The sequence below is a fragment of the Faecalimonas canis genome, from assembly GCF_054601575.1.
Genome location: NZ_BAAHSI010000031.1, coordinates 1 through 13,733 on the forward strand (window position 1 = coordinate 1; position 13,733 = coordinate 13,733).

Below are 13,733 nucleotides of genomic sequence, written 5' to 3' on the forward strand. Positions count from 1 at the left end.
AGACTAAAGTCCATAATAGTAAAAGACCCGACAGAACAATTCTGTCGGGTCTTTTATTCATTATTCTTATACTAATTCAAGAAGAACTTCCATAGCGGCATCACCTTTACGTAAACCGATTTTTACGATTCTTGTGTAACCACCGTTACGGTTTGCATATTTAGGAGCAATTTCATCAAATAATTTTGCTACTAAATCAACTTCTTTAGCATTTCTCTTTTTACCATCTTTAACTTCTACTACAGGATAGAGAACTTTAAGCATTTCTCTTCTTGCGTGTAATCTAGAAGGCATATCTTTTTTGATTGTTTTTTCAACTTCATCGTAAACAGTAACTTTTTTACCATCTACAACTTCTTTTACTCTTTTACCATTCTGGTCTTTGCGAGCAACTTTTGCCATAACTTTAACTTCTTCAAAGTTATCTTTTTCTTTTACTGCTAAAGCAATAAGTCCTTCTGCAACTTTGCGGATCTCTTTTGCTTTTGCTTCTGTAGTAACAATTTTACCGTTGTTAAGTAATGCTGTTACCTGATTTCTAATTAATGCTTTTCTCTGGCTTGATGTTCTGCCAAGTTTTCTATATTTTGCCATTTTTATTTCCTCCAATAAACACGTGGTTATGCTTCTTCGGGCTTACTAGCCATGTGCTGTTGCTGTACTCTTCGGATTTATCAACAACACTCTATTCTTCGCCTAAAATTTGAACCTTCTTGAACATTAACAGTTCAGGAAGTAGCGTCAAGGCAAAGAACTTTATTCTTCGCCTTGACTTAATTCTAAGCCAAGTTCTTTTAATTTAGCCAATACTTCTTCTAAAGATTTACGACCAAGGTTACGCACCTTCATCATATCCTCTGAAGTTCTGTTTGTTAATTCTTCAACAGTATTAATTCCTGCTCTCTTTAAGCAGTTGTATGAACGAACTGAAAGTTCTAATTCGTCAATACTCATTTCTAGCACTTTTTCTTTTTCATCATCTTCTTTTTCAATCATAACCTCAGCAGCCTGAGCAACTTCTGATAAATCGATGAATAGTTTTAAATGTTCGTTAAGAACTTTTGCTGCTAAACTTACCGCTTCATCCGGTGCTAATGTACCGTTTGTATGAACGTCAAGTGTCAATTTATCAAAGTCAGTAATCTGACCTACACGAGTATTTTCTACTGTTAAATTCACTCTTTCAACAGGTGTGTAGATAGAATCAATCGGAATCACTGCAATTGGTAATTCACTATTTTTGTTCTTATCCGCACTTACATATCCTCTACCATTTGTAATAGTAAGTTCCATGTATAATTTACTGTCTGCTCCACCATTCAATGTAGCAATTACAGTTTCAGGATTCATGATTTCAATATCAGAATCCACCTGAATATCTGCACCTGTTACAACTCCTTCACCTTCAAACTCAATGTATGCAGTTTTTGGTTCGTCAGTCTCAGAAGTATTTTTAATTGCTAAAGATTTCAGATTCATTACAATCTCAGTAACATCTTCTTTTACACCTGGAATAGAACTAAATTCATGTAAAACTCCATCGATTTTTACATAACTGATTGCTGAACCAGGTAAAGAAGAAAGCATAATTCTTCTCAAAGAGTTACCAAGAGTTGTTCCATACCCTCTTTCAAGAGGCTCTACAACAAATCTTCCATATTTTTTATCTTCTGAAATTTCTGTAATTTCAATATTTGGTTTATTAAAATCAAACACTACAAAGTCCCTCCTTTGGGTTATTAAAATATTGAGGGTGAATTTCTAAATAATCCTTATGGATTATTTAGAATATAATTCGACAATCAACATCTCGTCTACAGGAACATCAATTGCTTCACGAAGTGGAAGTTCTTTTACGCTACCTTTTAAGTTTTCAGCGTCAACATCTAACCATTCAGGTACTAATCTTCCGCCTGTTACTTCTAAGATGTCTTTGTATCTCTGAGAACCTTTGTTTTTTTCTTTGATTTCGATTGTATCTCCGGCTTTTACTAAGTAAGATGGGATATTAACCTGTTTTCCGTTTACTAAAACGTGTTTGTGGTCAACGATCTGTCTTGCTTCTCTTCTTGTTCTAGCAAGACCCATACGGAATACAACATTGTCTAATCTTGATTCAAGAAGAATCATAAGGTTATCACCTGTCATACCGTTCATTTTAGAAGCTTTTGCAAAGTAGTTTCTAAAAGGTTTTTCTAAAACACCGTAGATAAATTTAGCTTTCTGTTTTTCACGTAACTGAAGACCATACTCGCTCATTTTTCTATTTGCTCTTTTTAACTGTCTGTTAGATTTTTTATCAATTCCTAAATAGATTGGATCCATACCTAATGAACGACATCTTTTAAGAACTGGAACTCTATTTACTGCCATGTTCGATTATCCTCCTATTAGACTCTTCTACGTTTTGGTGGGCGACATCCGTTATGTGGTACCGGTGTTACGTCCTTAATACTTGTTACGTCAATTCCGCAAGCCTGAAGTGCACGAATTGCTGCTTCTCTTCCTGAACCCGGTCCTTTTACAAATACATCTACTGTTTTAAGTCCATGTACTAATGCTGCTTTAGCTGCTGTTTCTGCCGCCATCTGCGCTGCATAAGGAGTAGATTTTCTTGAACCTCTAAATCCTAGACCACCAGCACTTGCCCATGATAAAGCATTTCCCTGAGCATCTGTTAATGTTACGATTGTATTATTAAAAGATGATTGGATATGTGCCTGTCCGCGTTCAACGTTTTTCTTGACACGTCTTTTTGTCACTTTTTTTGTAACTTTTTTAGCCATTTAAACTAACCTACTTTCTTTTCTTTCTATTTTCTTGAATATTTTACCTGTTCGCTCAACCAAACTCCTGCTATGCATTCGTTAAGGTTCGCGAATGACCTCGCACTAAATTTAATCTGCGTTTTCAACTTGATTTCATTAAGTTGCTTTCAGCCTATTTTTTCTTATTTGCTACTGTTCTCTTAGGACCTTTTCTTGTTCTTGCGTTTGTCTTAGTTTTCTGTCCACGAACTGGAAGTCCTCTTCTGTGACGAATACCACGGTAACAACCGATTTCCTGTAATCTCTTAATGTTTAAAGCGATTTCTCTACGTAAATCACCTTCAACCTGATATTTTTCATCAATTACAGCACTGATTGTTTTTACTTCTTCGTCTGTTAAATCTCTACAACGAGTATCCGGATTTACTCCAGCCTGCTCTAAAATGTTATTAGCACTTACTCTACCGATTCCGTAGATATAAGTTAATCCGATTTCTACACGTTTGTCTCTTGGTAAGTCTACACCAGCAATACGAGCCATGTAATTTTCCTCCATTTTGAATCTTAGTAAATAAATATATACAGCCCAATGCACTGCATTGTCTGAAATGTTGTGTATATACTTATTCCCATTGGTTAATATTGTCTCAAATTGGGAAGTACCTCTACTTCCAGCCACTAAATAAATAAGTGACCTTTCCCGGAAATGACACCGGGTATTATAAGCAATATACATCGGAGAATGATTTCCCTGTATATTAATAGTATCTACACACCGCCTGGTGTGTCCATACTACAGCCGCCTAATTAAGTTTGTGCATCTACGCACAAAATCGACAACGATAATTATCCTTGTCTTTGTTTGTGTTTAGGATTTTCACAGATTACTCTGATGCTTCCTTTTCTTTTAATGATTTTGCATTTTTCGCAAATTGGTTTAACTGATGATCTAACCTTCACGTCAAATCCTCCTTTCATCCACTGCTCTGCCTACATGATTACCGTTTATTTGCAACTCTCTCAAAACAGTTCGCTCTATATTATAGCATTATGTTTCAAAAAAAGTCAATACTTTTTTATTTATCTCTCCAGATAATTCTTCCTTTAGATAAATCATATGGGGATAATTCTAATGTTACTTTATCACCCGGTAAAATTTTAATGAAATTCATGCGAAGTTTACCACTAATGTGGGCTAACACCTGGTGTCCATTCTCTAATTCTACCTGAAACATTGCGTTTGGCAATTTTTCTACTACTGTTCCTTCAATTTCAATTACATCAGCTTTTGACATATTATGCTTCCTCCCTATTATATAATTTTAAAATTCGTTTAATGGCTACATTGTCTGTTACAGGTATGTCTTTATTTTTCTCTCTGATTATCTGTATATGTTTATATTTTTTCTTTTTTGGTTTCTCAATTGTCTTTATTCTTCCGTCTGCCAAATATACATATAAATCATCCAGACCGATTACTACATATACATTATCTTTGTCATGTCCTGCCTTTGACTTCGCCAGCATTCCTACTTCAAATCTTTCCATAGTAATTTCCTTTACTTTAATAAGGTCAATAACTTCGGTTCATTTTCTGTAATCAACACCGTATTTTCATAATGTGCAGATAAAGAGCCGTCCCTCGTCACTACCGTCCAGTCGTCATCAAGCCAATCCACCTGATAACCTCCTGCATTTATCATCGGCTCTATAGCCAATGTCATTCCGGCACGTAACTTCATCCCTTTTCTGTTCATCTCGTAATTCGGTATTTCAGGTGCTTCATGCAGATTTACGCCTATTCCATGTCCGCATAAATCACGGACAACGCCGAATCCTCTTTCCTGTGCATATTTGCCTATCGCTGCCGAAATTTCAAATAGGTAATGTCCTTCTTTAGCATATTTAATGCCTTCAAAGAAAGATTCTCTTGTTACCTTTATTAATTCTTTTGCATCTTTACTTATTTCTCCAATGCCATGTGTTCTTGCCGCATCGGAATGGTATCCCTTATAAATAACTCCTGCGTCAATTCCTACAATATCGCCTTCCTGTAAAAAACGTTTACTGCTCGGAATACCGTGAACAACTTCATCATTCACTGACACGCATATAGATGCCGGATACCCATTATAGTTTAGAAAAGAAGGAACGCAGCCATAACTTCTGATTACCTCTTCTCCTAACCTATCAATATCCAAGGTCGTCATTCCCGGACGTAAAGCCTTCTCAATCTCCTCATGCACAATAGCGAGTATTCTCCCCGCCTCTGTCATCAGTTCTATTTCTCTGGCCGATTTTATTGATACAGGCATATTCTTATTCTCCCAGAATGTTTACAATTGCTTTAAATACATCTTCTAAATCCACTGTTCCGTCTACTTCTACAAGAATATCTTTGTCTGTGTAATACTGGATAAGCGGCTGTGTCTGTTCATGGTATACACCAAGACGTTTTAAAACGGTTTCCGGTTTATCATCATCTCTTAAAATTAATTCTCCACCGCAAGTATCGCAAATATTTTCAACTTTTGTAGGTGCGTGTACAATATGATATGTTGCTCCACATCCTACGCACGCTCTTCTTCCTGACATACGATTTACGATGTTTTCATCCGGAACTTCTACATTGATTGCATAATCCATTTTTTCTCCCAATTCAGCAAGCGCTTTATCTAATGCTTCTGCCTGTGGGATTGTTCTTGGAAATCCGTCTAGTACATATCCGTTTTTACAGTCTTCCTGCTGTACACGGTCTACTACTAAATCAACAACTAATTCATCCGGTACAAGAAGTCCTTCATCCATATATGTTTTTGCTTTTTTCCCTAACTCTGTTCCGTTTTTGATATTCGCTCTGAAAATATCTCCTGTAGAAATATGCGGAATACCATATTTTTCAGCAATTTTTTTTGCCTGTGTACCTTTTCCTGCTCCTGGAGCACCCAGCATAATAATCTTCATCTTTTTCCTCCTCACTGTGAGTCATATGGTTTTATAAAAATGTCTGTATAGCATTTTAGTGTTCTGCATCAACCCGATAAATAGGATGACACAGGACACTAAATCATTAATTATTTAAGAAACCTTTGTAATTACGTACAAGCATCTGAGATTCAATTTGTTTCAAAGTTTCTAATACAACACCTACAATAATGATAAGTGATGTTCCTGCAAATGAAACATTTGCTCCTAACCAGCCGTTAAATACGAATGGAATTACCTGAACAATTACAAGTCCTACTGCTCCGATAAAGATAATATAGTTTAAAATCTTTGTCAGATATTCAACTGTTGGTTTTCCAGGACGAATTCCCGGAATAAATCCACCGCTCTTTTTCATGTTGTTTGCAATTTCTAACGGATTAAATGTAATTGATGTATAGAAATATGCAAATACGATAGTAAGTACGATGTAAAGGACTAATCCCCAAGAATATTTTAAATTCTCCGGATTACACCAGTTATTTGAAGATAATCCTTTTAAAATTTCACTTCCAATTCCACTTCCATTACCTTTTCCTAAGAATCCGGCGATAACAACCGGAGTCTGCATTAATGAAGAAGCGAAGATTACCGGAACTACACCGGCAGTATTTACTTTCAAAGGAATAAATGTAGTCTGTCCGCCTACGCTTTTTCTTCCCTGTACTTTTTGTGAATACTGAACTGAAATCTTTCTCTGTCCGTCTTGAAGAATAATTACAAAAATAACTACTACAAGTAAAATTGCTAAAATAATTAATCCTGCAAGACTTGCTTTAGCAAGTGATTTGCCCTTCATAAATTTTGTGTAAAGTGTCATAAAATCACTAGGCATACGTGAAATAATATTAATTAATAACACAATAGAAATACCATTTCCGATTCCTTTTTCTGTGATTCTTTCACCAACCCACATAAGAAACGCAGAACCTGCTGTCAATGTTAATACAGCAACTGCTACATTTACAAAGTTATATTTTACAAGTAATCCGCTTCTTCCGAATCCAACTGCCATTGCTGTCGATTCAACTAAAGCAAGCACTACTGTAACATAACGTGTAATTGAAGCAATTTTCTTTCTTCCGTCTTCTCCATCTTTCTGCATTTCTTCCAATTTTGGAATAGCAATTGTAAGAAGTTGCATAATAATAGATGAAGTGATATATGGTGTAATACTCAACGCAAAAATTGACATTCTTTCTAGAGAACCACCTGTAAATGCACTGAAAAAGTTAAATGCTTCACCTGTTTGGCTTTTGAAAAAATTCTGAATATATGTTGGGTCAACTCCCGGAGTTGGTAAAATTGACCCTATTCTGATAACGATTAACATTAGAAACGTATAAAAAATACGTTTTCTAACGTCATCAATCTGAAAAGCCCTACGGAATGTCTTAAGCAATTAGATCACCTCTGCTTTTCCACCAAGAGCTTCAATTTTTTCTACTGCAGATGCACTGAAAGCATTTGCCTGAACTGTAAGCTTCTTAGTTAATTCTCCATTACCAAGAATTTTTACTCCATCTCTAGGGTTTTTTACAATCCCTGCTTCGATAAGTGTTTCAACTGAAACTACTGTATCGTTATCGAATGCTTCTAAAGCATCTACATTAATACCAATGATTTCTTTGCTGTTTCTGTTAGTGAAACCTCTTTTTGGTATTCTTCTGTATAATGGCATCTGTCCACCTTCAAAGCCTGGTCTTGTGCCGCCTGAACGTGCTTTCTGACCTTTGTGTCCTTTGCCCGCTGTTTTGCCGTTTCCAGAACCATGTCCACGACCTCTTCTGAAATTATCACTGTGTTTTGACCCATCTGCAGGTCTTAAGTTTGATAAGTTCATCGTGACACCTCCTTATCCAATATTAAACTTCTTCTACTTTTACTAAATGTCTTACCTGTTGTACCATTCCTCTTGTTGCTGCATTATCAGGTAATTCAACTGTTTTGTTTACCTTTTTTAAACCTAATGCTTCAACTGTCTTTTTGTGTTTTGGTACAGCACCGATTGTAGATTTTACTAATGTAATTTTTAAATTTGCCATTTTCAATCTCCTCCTTAGCCTAAGATTTCTTCAACAGATTTACCGCGAAGCTTAGCTACTTCTTCTGGAGTTTTAATCTGACTTAACCCATTAATTGTAGCAAGTACTACGTTTTGTTTATTGTTAGAACCTAATGATTTTGTACGGATATTTTTGATACCTGCAAGTTCGATTACCGCACGCGCCGGACCTCCGGCGATAACTCCAGTACCTTCTGGGGCTTTTTTAAGTAATACGGATGCACTACCGAATTTACCGATTAAATCATGTGTTACACTGCTGTGTTCATCTAATGCAACTGATACCATTTTCTTCATTGCATCTTCTTTTCCTTTACGGATTGCTTCAGGAATTTCTGCTGCTTTTCCTAAACCTGCACCAACATGGCCATTTCCATCGCCAACAACTACTAAAGCTGTGAATCTGAAGTTACGACCACCTTTAACAACTTTGGTTACACGTTTAATTGATACCACTTTTTCTGTTAGTTCTAATTGACTAGCATCAATACGATTTTGTTTCATGTGTGTTCCTCCTCCTAGAATTCTAATCCAGCTTCTCTAGCTGCATCTGCTAACGCTTTGATTTTTCCCTGGTATATAAAGCCGCCTCTGTCAAAGACAACAGTATTAATACCTTTTTCAATTGCTCTTTTAGCAATTACTGTTCCTAAGTATGCTGCTGCATCAACGTTGTTAGTTTTCTCTAATTCTGCTTTTACTTCTTTCTGAAGAGTAGATGCTGAAACAAGAGTATTTCCAACTGTATCGTCAATAATCTGAGCATACATATGATTATTACTTCTAAACACAGCTAAACGTGGTCTTTCAGCTGTACCGCTGAAACGGTTACGTAATTTTCTATGTTTGTTTACACGAACTTCGCTTCTTGATTTTTTACTAACCATCTTCACACTCTCCTTAATTATTTCTTACCAGTCTTACCAACTTTACGTCTGATAACTTCATCAGCATATTTAATACCTTTACCTTTGTATGGTTCAGGTCTTCTCTTATCTCTGATTTCAGCTGCGTATTGGCCTACTTTTTCTTTATCGATACCTTTTACAGTAATTTTGTTCTGTCCTTCAAGTACTGTTTCAACACCTTCTGGATCAGTCATTTCTACTGGATGAGAGTATCCTAAGTTTAATGTCAATTTGTTTCCTGATTTTGCTGCTCTGTAACCAACACCATTTACTTCAAGAACTTTTTCATATCCCTGAGTAACACCAACAACCATGTTGTTGATCAATGTTCTTGTAAGACCATGTAACGCTTTCATTCTTTTTAAGTCGTTTGGTCTTGTTACTACAACTTCTTCGCCTTCTTTTTTGATTTCCATTTCTACAGGAAGTTCTCTTACGAGAGTTCCTTTAGGACCTGTTACAGTCACTTTGTTGTTTTCAGCGATTTCAACAGTTACTCCTGCTGGAATTGCTACTGGCAGTCTTCCTATACGTGACATACCGTTACCTCCTACACTTAAATTTTCGGAGAAGCCTTACAGGCTCCTCTGTTTTCAGTTGCGTCTATCTAAGGAAGTTCTTTTCGCTTTCGCTCAAAGAACGACCTTCTCACTAAGTTTGTGCTTCGCACGCACTAAGTGTTCAATGCCTACCAAACAAATGCAAGTACTTCTCCACCTACGTTAAGTTTTCTTGCTTCTTTGTCTGTAATAACACCATGGTTTGTTGAAATGATTGCTGTTCCAAGTCCACCTAATACTCTTGGAAGTTCATCTCTGTTCGCATATACACGAAGACCAGGTTTTGAAATTCTCTTAAGACCTGAAATAACTTTTTCATTTTTATCAGCACCGTATTTTAATGTGATGTGGATTGTTTTGAAACATCCATCTTCTACGATGTCATATTTTGCAATGTATCCTTCGTTGAAAAGAATATCTGCGATAGCGATTTTCATTTTTGACGCCGGAACATCTACTGTATCATGTTTAGCAGTATTTGCATTACGGATTCTTGTAAGCATATCTGCGATTGGATCACTCATAGTCATTTGAAGTTGCCTCCTTTTTCTTTACATTTAATTGTTACATCCTTCAGATGCAGTCGGCATAACCGACCACTTCTACTACGGATATCCTAGTTTTTACTAAGTGCTTTTTGGTCTACCAAGAAGCTTTTTTCACTCCCGGAATCTGTCCTTTGTATGCTAATTCACGGAAGCAAACTCTACAAATTCCGTATTTTCTTAAATATGCATGTGGACGTCCACAAATTTTACAACGATTATACTCTCTAGTAGAGAATTTTTGTTTACGTTGTTGTTTAATTTTCATAGATGTTTTTGCCATGAAATTGTTCCTCCCTACTATTTTGTAAATGGCATATTGAACTGTGTCAATAATTCACGAGCTTCTTCGTCAGTTTTGGCTGTTGTAACAAAGATAATATCCATACCTCTTACTTTATCGATTTTATCGTATTCGATTTCAGGGAAAATTAATTGTTCTTTAATTCCAAGAGCATAGTTACCTCTTCCATCAAATGCGTTAGGATTTACACCTCTAAAGTCACGTACACGAGGTAATGCAAGGTTGATTAAACGATCAACGAATTCATACATTTTTTCTCCTCTTAAAGTAACTTTACATCCGATAGCCATTCCTTCTCTAAGTTTGAAGTTTGCTACTGATTTTTTTGCTTTTGTAAGAACTGCTTTCTGTCCTGCAATCTTTTCAAGGTCTGCTACAGCAGATTCTAACACTTTATGATTATCTTTTGCTTCACCAACACCCATGTTGATAACAACTTTATCGAGTTTTGGCACTTCCATAATATTTTTATAACCGAATTTTTTAATCATTGCGTCAACGATTTCATTCTGGTATGTTTCTTTAAGTCTACTCAAAGTGATTTTCCTCCTTCCCTGAATTAGTCGATAACTTCGCCTGTTGATTTTGCGAAACGTACTTTTTTATCTCCGTCCATTTTGAAGCCTACTCTTGTGGCTGTTCCTTTGTGAAGATACATTACGTTAGAAGCATCAATAGGTCCTTCCTGGTGAACGATTCCACCATTCTGATTAGTTGCACTTGGTTTTGTGTGCTTTGTCAACATATTGACACCTTCAACTAATACTGTATTATCTTTTTTATTTACAGCAATTACTTTGCCTTCTTTGTCTTTATCTTTTCCGGCGATTACTTTAACTGTATCACCTTTTTTAATTTTCATTGTTGACATACAGGTACCTCCTTATAGTACTTCTGGAGCTAATGAAACAATTTTCATAAATTGTTTTTCACGAAGCTCTCTCGCTACTGGTCCAAAAATACGAGTTCCTTTTGGATTCTTGTCATCTTTAATAATTACAGCAGCATTTTCATCAAATCTGATGTAAGAACCGTCTTTACGACGAGTTTTGTTTACTGTACGAACAACTACAGCTTTTACTACATCACCTTTTTTAACAACGCCACCTGGTGTTGCGTCTTTAACAGAAGCAACGATTACATCACCAATGCTTGCATATCTTCTAGTAGAACCACCTAATACACGGATGCAAAGTAATTCTTTAGCACCTGTATTATCTGCTACTTTAAGTCTACTTTCTTGCTGTATCATGCAGGTAACCCTCCTTAAATACTATTTTACTTTTTCCATAACTTCAACAAGTCTCCATCTCTTATCTTTAGATAATGGTCTTGTTTCCATAACTTTTACTTTGTCACCGATGTTGCATTCATTTGCTTCATCATGTGCTTTCAATTTATATGTTCTCTTTACGATTTTGTTGTAAAGAGGATGTTTTACGTGGTCTTCAACTGCAACTACGATAGTTTTATCCATTTTGTTGCTAACAACTTTACCAACACGTGTTTTTCTTAAATTTCTTTCCACAGTTTTGCTCCTTTCACAATTTTTACACAAGACTCAGTATCTTACTCTGCTTTAGAAGCTTCTGTAATTACTGTCTGAATTCTAGCAATGTTTTTTCTAACTTCTTTAATTCTGCTTGTGTTATCTAATTGATTTGTTGCGTTTTGGAATCTTAAGTTAAAAAGTTCCTTTTTAGCAGCTACTAATTCTTCGTTTAATTCTGCAACTGATTTTGCTTTTAAATCTTTTACAAATGTATTAATTTTCACTGTTATCACCGCCTTCTAAATCTTCGCGAGAAACTATCTTACATTTACAAGGTAATTTGTGCATTGCAAGACGTAACGCTTCACGAGCTGTTTCTTCAGGTACTCCAGCAAGTTCGAACATAACGCGTCCCGGTTTTACAACTGCTACCCAGTATTCAAGAGTTCCTTTTCCTGAACCCATACGTGTTTCAGCTGGTTTTGTAGTTACTGGTTTATCTGGGAATATTTTAATCCATACTTTACCACCACGTTTGATATAACGAGTCATTGCAATACGGGCAGCTTCAATCTGATTTGAACGAATCCAGCATGGCTCTGTTGCTACGATACCATATTCACCATTTGTGATTTTATTTCCGCGTAAAGCTTTTCCTTTCATAGAACCACGGAATTGTTTACGACGTTTTACTCTTTTTGGCATTAACATAACTATTTATCGCTCCCTTCCTTAGTTTCTTTTGTTGGAAGAACTTCACCTTTATAAATCCATACTTTAACACCAACTTTTCCATAAGTTGTGTCTGCTTCTGCGAATCCATAATCGATGTCTGCTCTAAGTGTCTGAAGTGGAATAGTTCCTTCACTGTAGAATTCTGTACGAGCCATATCTGCTCCGCCAAGACGTCCTGATACAGAAGTCTTAATTCCAAGCGCTCCTGCTTTCATTGTTCTTGACATACAAGATTTCATTGCACGTCTGAAAGAAATACGGTTTTCTAACTGTAAAGCAATGTTTTCAGCAACTAACTGAGCATCTTTATCCGGTCTTTTGATTTCTTTAATATCTACAACTAATTTTTTGTCTGTAAATTTCTGAAGTTCTGCTTTTACTTTTTCAATCTCAGCTCCGCCTTTACCGATTACTACACCAGGTTTTGCTGTATAGATAATGATTTTAACACGGTCAGAAGCCCTTTCGATTTCGATTTTAGAAACTCCTGCGCTGTATAATTTCTTTTTAAGAAATGTTCTGATTTTATGGTCTTCTACTAAATAATCTGCAAATTTATCTTCTGCATACCATTTAGAGTCCCAGTCTTTGATAACACCGACTCTTAAGCCATGAGGATTAACTTTCTGTCCCATTATTGCCCTCCTTATCTTTCATTAAGCACTAAAGTAATGTGGCTCATTCTCTTTTCGATTCTGTAAGCTCTACCCTGTGCTCTCGGTTTAATTCTCTTCATTGTTGGTCCTTTATTTGCGTAGCATTCTTCAATATAAAGGTTTTCAACATTCATTCCGTTGTTGTTTTCAGCGTTTGCGATTGCTGATTCTAATAATTTCTTTATTAAGCTTGAAGCATATCTTGGATTGTAAGTTAAAATACCAAGTGCTGTCTGTACATCCTTACCTCTGATGGCATCTAATACGAAACATGCTTTCTGAACAGAAACTCTAGCGTAAGATAATTTCGCTGATGGTCTAGTGTCCTTGTTTGCATTTCTCTCTCTTTTGATTTGGGATCTATGTCCTTTTGCCATGGATGAACCCTCCTTTCAAATTACAATTAATTAACGAACTCTTGATTTCTTTTCGTCTTTTCCATGTCCTCTATATGTTCTTGTTGCAACAAACTCTCCAAGTTTGTGTCCAACCATGTCTTCTGTTACATATACAGGTACGTGTTTTCTTCCGTCATGAACAGCGATTGTATGTCCGATGAACTGTGGGAAGATTGTAGAACGACGTGACCAAGTTTTTATAACTGATTTATCACCTGCAGCGTTCATAGCTTCCACTTTTTTCATTAAGCTTTCGTCTGCAAATGGTCCTTTTTTAAGTGAGCGAGCCATAGGTTCTAACCTCCTTGTAAACTAAC

General features: G+C 36.1%; 27 protein-coding genes. All 27 read right to left on the reverse strand.

Annotated features, from left to right (window positions below; translation table 11 throughout):
- Positions 1-66: 66 nt before the first annotated feature.
- The gene (locus tag ACYPXO_RS08680; RefSeq protein ID WP_459640192.1) at positions 67-594 is read right to left on the reverse strand and encodes a bL17 family ribosomal protein; all 528 of its coding nucleotides are present in this window, start codon (positions 592-594) and stop codon (positions 67-69) included.
- 162 nt (positions 595-756) lie between these two features.
- Positions 757-1,716, reverse strand: coding sequence for a DNA-directed RNA polymerase subunit alpha (locus ACYPXO_RS08685; RefSeq protein WP_459640193.1), 960 nt, complete (start codon positions 1,714-1,716; stop codon positions 757-759).
- 63 nt (positions 1,717-1,779) lie between these two features.
- Positions 1,780-2,373 (reverse strand): 30S ribosomal protein S4, encoded by a 594-nt coding sequence (gene rpsD, locus ACYPXO_RS08690; RefSeq protein ID WP_459640194.1) that lies wholly within the window; start codon positions 2,371-2,373, stop codon positions 1,780-1,782.
- 17 nt (positions 2,374-2,390) lie between these two features.
- Entirely contained in the window at positions 2,391-2,786 is a 396-nt protein-coding gene (rpsK, locus tag ACYPXO_RS08695; protein ID WP_009461273.1) for a 30S ribosomal protein S11, read from the reverse strand.
- A gap of 154 nt (positions 2,787-2,940) precedes the next feature.
- Positions 2,941-3,309 (reverse strand): 30S ribosomal protein S13, encoded by a 369-nt coding sequence (gene rpsM, locus ACYPXO_RS08700; RefSeq protein WP_459640195.1) that lies wholly within the window; start codon positions 3,307-3,309, stop codon positions 2,941-2,943.
- Positions 3,310-3,614: 305 nt separating this feature from the next.
- Entirely contained in the window at positions 3,615-3,728 is a 114-nt protein-coding gene (rpmJ, locus tag ACYPXO_RS08705) for a 50S ribosomal protein L36 (RefSeq protein WP_003497809.1), read from the reverse strand.
- Positions 3,729-3,844: 116 nt separating this feature from the next.
- On the reverse strand, positions 3,845-4,063 hold the full coding sequence (gene infA / locus ACYPXO_RS08710) for a translation initiation factor IF-1 (protein WP_004607275.1): 219 nt from the start codon (positions 4,061-4,063) through the stop codon (positions 3,845-3,847).
- Position 4,064: 1 nt separating this feature from the next.
- Positions 4,065-4,316, reverse strand: a complete 252-nt coding sequence (locus tag ACYPXO_RS08715) for a KOW domain-containing RNA-binding protein (protein ID WP_459640196.1) — start codon at positions 4,314-4,316, stop codon at positions 4,065-4,067.
- 11 nt (positions 4,317-4,327) lie between these two features.
- Entirely contained in the window at positions 4,328-5,083 is a 756-nt protein-coding gene (gene map / locus ACYPXO_RS08720) for a type I methionyl aminopeptidase (RefSeq protein WP_459640197.1), read from the reverse strand.
- A gap of 4 nt (positions 5,084-5,087) precedes the next feature.
- Positions 5,088-5,732: an adenylate kinase gene (locus ACYPXO_RS08725; protein ID WP_009461292.1), complete on the reverse strand. Its 645-nt coding sequence runs from the start codon at positions 5,730-5,732 to the stop codon at positions 5,088-5,090.
- A 106-nt stretch (positions 5,733-5,838) separates the two neighbouring features.
- Positions 5,839-7,155 (reverse strand): preprotein translocase subunit SecY, encoded by a 1,317-nt coding sequence (gene secY / locus ACYPXO_RS08730; protein WP_459640198.1) that lies wholly within the window; start codon positions 7,153-7,155, stop codon positions 5,839-5,841.
- The gene (rplO, locus tag ACYPXO_RS08735; RefSeq protein WP_459640199.1) at positions 7,156-7,596 is read right to left on the reverse strand and encodes a 50S ribosomal protein L15; all 441 of its coding nucleotides are present in this window, start codon (positions 7,594-7,596) and stop codon (positions 7,156-7,158) included.
- A gap of 22 nt (positions 7,597-7,618) precedes the next feature.
- Positions 7,619-7,798: a 50S ribosomal protein L30 gene (gene rpmD, locus ACYPXO_RS08740; protein ID WP_459640200.1), complete on the reverse strand. Its 180-nt coding sequence runs from the start codon at positions 7,796-7,798 to the stop codon at positions 7,619-7,621.
- Positions 7,799-7,812: 14 nt separating this feature from the next.
- A complete protein-coding gene (gene rpsE / locus ACYPXO_RS08745; protein ID WP_459640201.1) occupies positions 7,813-8,322 on the reverse strand; it encodes a 30S ribosomal protein S5 in 510 nt (169 codons plus the stop codon).
- A 14-nt stretch (positions 8,323-8,336) separates the two neighbouring features.
- Positions 8,337-8,705 (reverse strand): 50S ribosomal protein L18, encoded by a 369-nt coding sequence (gene rplR, locus ACYPXO_RS08750; RefSeq protein ID WP_009461302.1) that lies wholly within the window; start codon positions 8,703-8,705, stop codon positions 8,337-8,339.
- Positions 8,706-8,722: 17 nt separating this feature from the next.
- Entirely contained in the window at positions 8,723-9,265 is a 543-nt protein-coding gene (gene rplF / locus ACYPXO_RS08755) for a 50S ribosomal protein L6 (RefSeq protein ID WP_459640202.1), read from the reverse strand.
- Between the two features lie 149 nt (positions 9,266-9,414).
- Positions 9,415-9,816: a 30S ribosomal protein S8 gene (gene rpsH / locus ACYPXO_RS08760; RefSeq protein WP_459640203.1), complete on the reverse strand. Its 402-nt coding sequence runs from the start codon at positions 9,814-9,816 to the stop codon at positions 9,415-9,417.
- Between the two features lie 112 nt (positions 9,817-9,928).
- Positions 9,929-10,114 carry a type Z 30S ribosomal protein S14 gene (locus ACYPXO_RS08765; RefSeq protein WP_009461308.1) on the reverse strand — a complete coding sequence of 62 codons (186 nt, stop codon included), beginning with the start codon at positions 10,112-10,114 and terminating at the stop codon, positions 9,929-9,931.
- Positions 10,115-10,131: 17 nt separating this feature from the next.
- On the reverse strand, positions 10,132-10,671 hold the full coding sequence (gene rplE, locus ACYPXO_RS08770; RefSeq protein WP_009461310.1) for a 50S ribosomal protein L5: 540 nt from the start codon (positions 10,669-10,671) through the stop codon (positions 10,132-10,134).
- A 23-nt stretch (positions 10,672-10,694) separates the two neighbouring features.
- Complete coding sequence (gene rplX / locus ACYPXO_RS08775; protein ID WP_459640204.1) at positions 10,695-11,006, reverse strand: 50S ribosomal protein L24; 312 nt, start codon at positions 11,004-11,006, stop codon at positions 10,695-10,697.
- A gap of 12 nt (positions 11,007-11,018) precedes the next feature.
- Positions 11,019-11,387 (reverse strand): 50S ribosomal protein L14, encoded by a 369-nt coding sequence (rplN, locus tag ACYPXO_RS08780; protein ID WP_009461314.1) that lies wholly within the window; start codon positions 11,385-11,387, stop codon positions 11,019-11,021.
- A 21-nt stretch (positions 11,388-11,408) separates the two neighbouring features.
- Entirely contained in the window at positions 11,409-11,663 is a 255-nt protein-coding gene (gene rpsQ / locus ACYPXO_RS08785) for a 30S ribosomal protein S17 (protein WP_009461316.1), read from the reverse strand.
- Between the two features lie 41 nt (positions 11,664-11,704).
- Positions 11,705-11,911 carry a 50S ribosomal protein L29 gene (gene rpmC, locus ACYPXO_RS08790; RefSeq protein WP_009461318.1) on the reverse strand — a complete coding sequence of 69 codons (207 nt, stop codon included), beginning with the start codon at positions 11,909-11,911 and terminating at the stop codon, positions 11,705-11,707.
- Positions 11,901-12,338, reverse strand: a complete 438-nt coding sequence (gene rplP / locus ACYPXO_RS08795) for a 50S ribosomal protein L16 (RefSeq protein ID WP_009461320.1) — start codon at positions 12,336-12,338, stop codon at positions 11,901-11,903. Before rplP ends, rpmC begins: the two co-directional genes overlap by 11 nt.
- A 2-nt stretch (positions 12,339-12,340) precedes the next feature.
- The gene (gene rpsC / locus ACYPXO_RS08800; RefSeq protein WP_459640205.1) at positions 12,341-12,997 is read right to left on the reverse strand and encodes a 30S ribosomal protein S3; all 657 of its coding nucleotides are present in this window, start codon (positions 12,995-12,997) and stop codon (positions 12,341-12,343) included.
- Positions 12,998-13,008: 11 nt separating this feature from the next.
- Entirely contained in the window at positions 13,009-13,395 is a 387-nt protein-coding gene (gene rplV / locus ACYPXO_RS08805) for a 50S ribosomal protein L22 (protein ID WP_004611887.1), read from the reverse strand.
- A 30-nt stretch (positions 13,396-13,425) separates the two neighbouring features.
- Positions 13,426-13,707, reverse strand: a complete 282-nt coding sequence (rpsS, locus tag ACYPXO_RS08810) for a 30S ribosomal protein S19 (RefSeq protein WP_009461327.1) — start codon at positions 13,705-13,707, stop codon at positions 13,426-13,428.
- Positions 13,708-13,733: the final 26 nt, after the last annotated feature.

Bases quoted from the DNA above. Each gene is read 5' to 3' on its own strand.
- rpsM (WP_459640195.1), bottom strand. From the start codon at position 3,309: ATGGCTCGTATTGCTGGTGTAGACTTACCAAGAGACAAACGTGTAGAA.
- infA (WP_004607275.1), bottom strand. From the start codon at position 4,063: ATGTCAAAAGCTGATGTAATTGAAATTGAAGGAACAGTAGTAGAAAAA.
- rplN (WP_009461314.1), bottom strand. From the start codon at position 11,387: ATGATACAGCAAGAAAGTAGACTTAAAGTAGCAGATAATACAGGTGCT.
- ACYPXO_RS08765 (WP_009461308.1), bottom strand. From the start codon at position 10,114: ATGGCAAAAACATCTATGAAAATTAAACAACAACGTAAACAAAAATTC.
- ACYPXO_RS08725 (WP_009461292.1), bottom strand. From the start codon at position 5,732: ATGAAGATTATTATGCTGGGTGCTCCAGGAGCAGGAAAAGGTACACAG.
- rpsE (WP_459640201.1), bottom strand. From the start codon at position 8,322: ATGAAACAAAATCGTATTGATGCTAGTCAATTAGAACTAACAGAAAAA.
- rpsS (WP_009461327.1), bottom strand. From the start codon at position 13,707: ATGGCTCGCTCACTTAAAAAAGGACCATTTGCAGACGAAAGCTTAATG.
- rpsD (WP_459640194.1), bottom strand. From the start codon at position 2,373: ATGGCAGTAAATAGAGTTCCAGTTCTTAAAAGATGTCGTTCATTAGGT.
- rplR (WP_009461302.1), bottom strand. From the start codon at position 8,705: ATGGTTAGTAAAAAATCAAGAAGCGAAGTTCGTGTAAACAAACATAGA.
- rplX (WP_459640204.1), bottom strand. From the start codon at position 11,006: ATGTCAACAATGAAAATTAAAAAAGGTGATACAGTTAAAGTAATCGCC.
- rpsH (WP_459640203.1), bottom strand. From the start codon at position 9,816: ATGACTATGAGTGATCCAATCGCAGATATGCTTACAAGAATCCGTAAT.
- ACYPXO_RS08680 (WP_459640192.1), bottom strand. From the start codon at position 594: ATGGCAAAATATAGAAAACTTGGCAGAACATCAAGCCAGAGAAAAGCA.
- rpmD (WP_459640200.1), bottom strand. From the start codon at position 7,798: ATGGCAAATTTAAAAATTACATTAGTAAAATCTACAATCGGTGCTGTA.
- rpsK (WP_009461273.1), bottom strand. From the start codon at position 2,786: ATGGCTAAAAAAGTTACAAAAAAAGTGACAAAAAGACGTGTCAAGAAA.
- rplO (WP_459640199.1), bottom strand. From the start codon at position 7,596: ATGAACTTATCAAACTTAAGACCTGCAGATGGGTCAAAACACAGTGAT.
- rplP (WP_009461320.1), bottom strand. From the start codon at position 12,338: ATGTTAATGCCAAAAAGAGTAAAACGTCGTAAACAATTCCGTGGTTCT.
- rpsC (WP_459640205.1), bottom strand. From the start codon at position 12,997: ATGGGACAGAAAGTTAATCCTCATGGCTTAAGAGTCGGTGTTATCAAA.
- map (WP_459640197.1), bottom strand. From the start codon at position 5,083: ATGCCTGTATCAATAAAATCGGCCAGAGAAATAGAACTGATGACAGAG.
- rplV (WP_004611887.1), bottom strand. From the start codon at position 13,395: ATGGCAAAAGGACATAGATCCCAAATCAAAAGAGAGAGAAATGCAAAC.
- rplF (WP_459640202.1), bottom strand. From the start codon at position 9,265: ATGTCACGTATAGGAAGACTGCCAGTAGCAATTCCAGCAGGAGTAACT.
- ACYPXO_RS08715 (WP_459640196.1), bottom strand. From the start codon at position 4,316: ATGGAAAGATTTGAAGTAGGAATGCTGGCGAAGTCAAAGGCAGGACAT.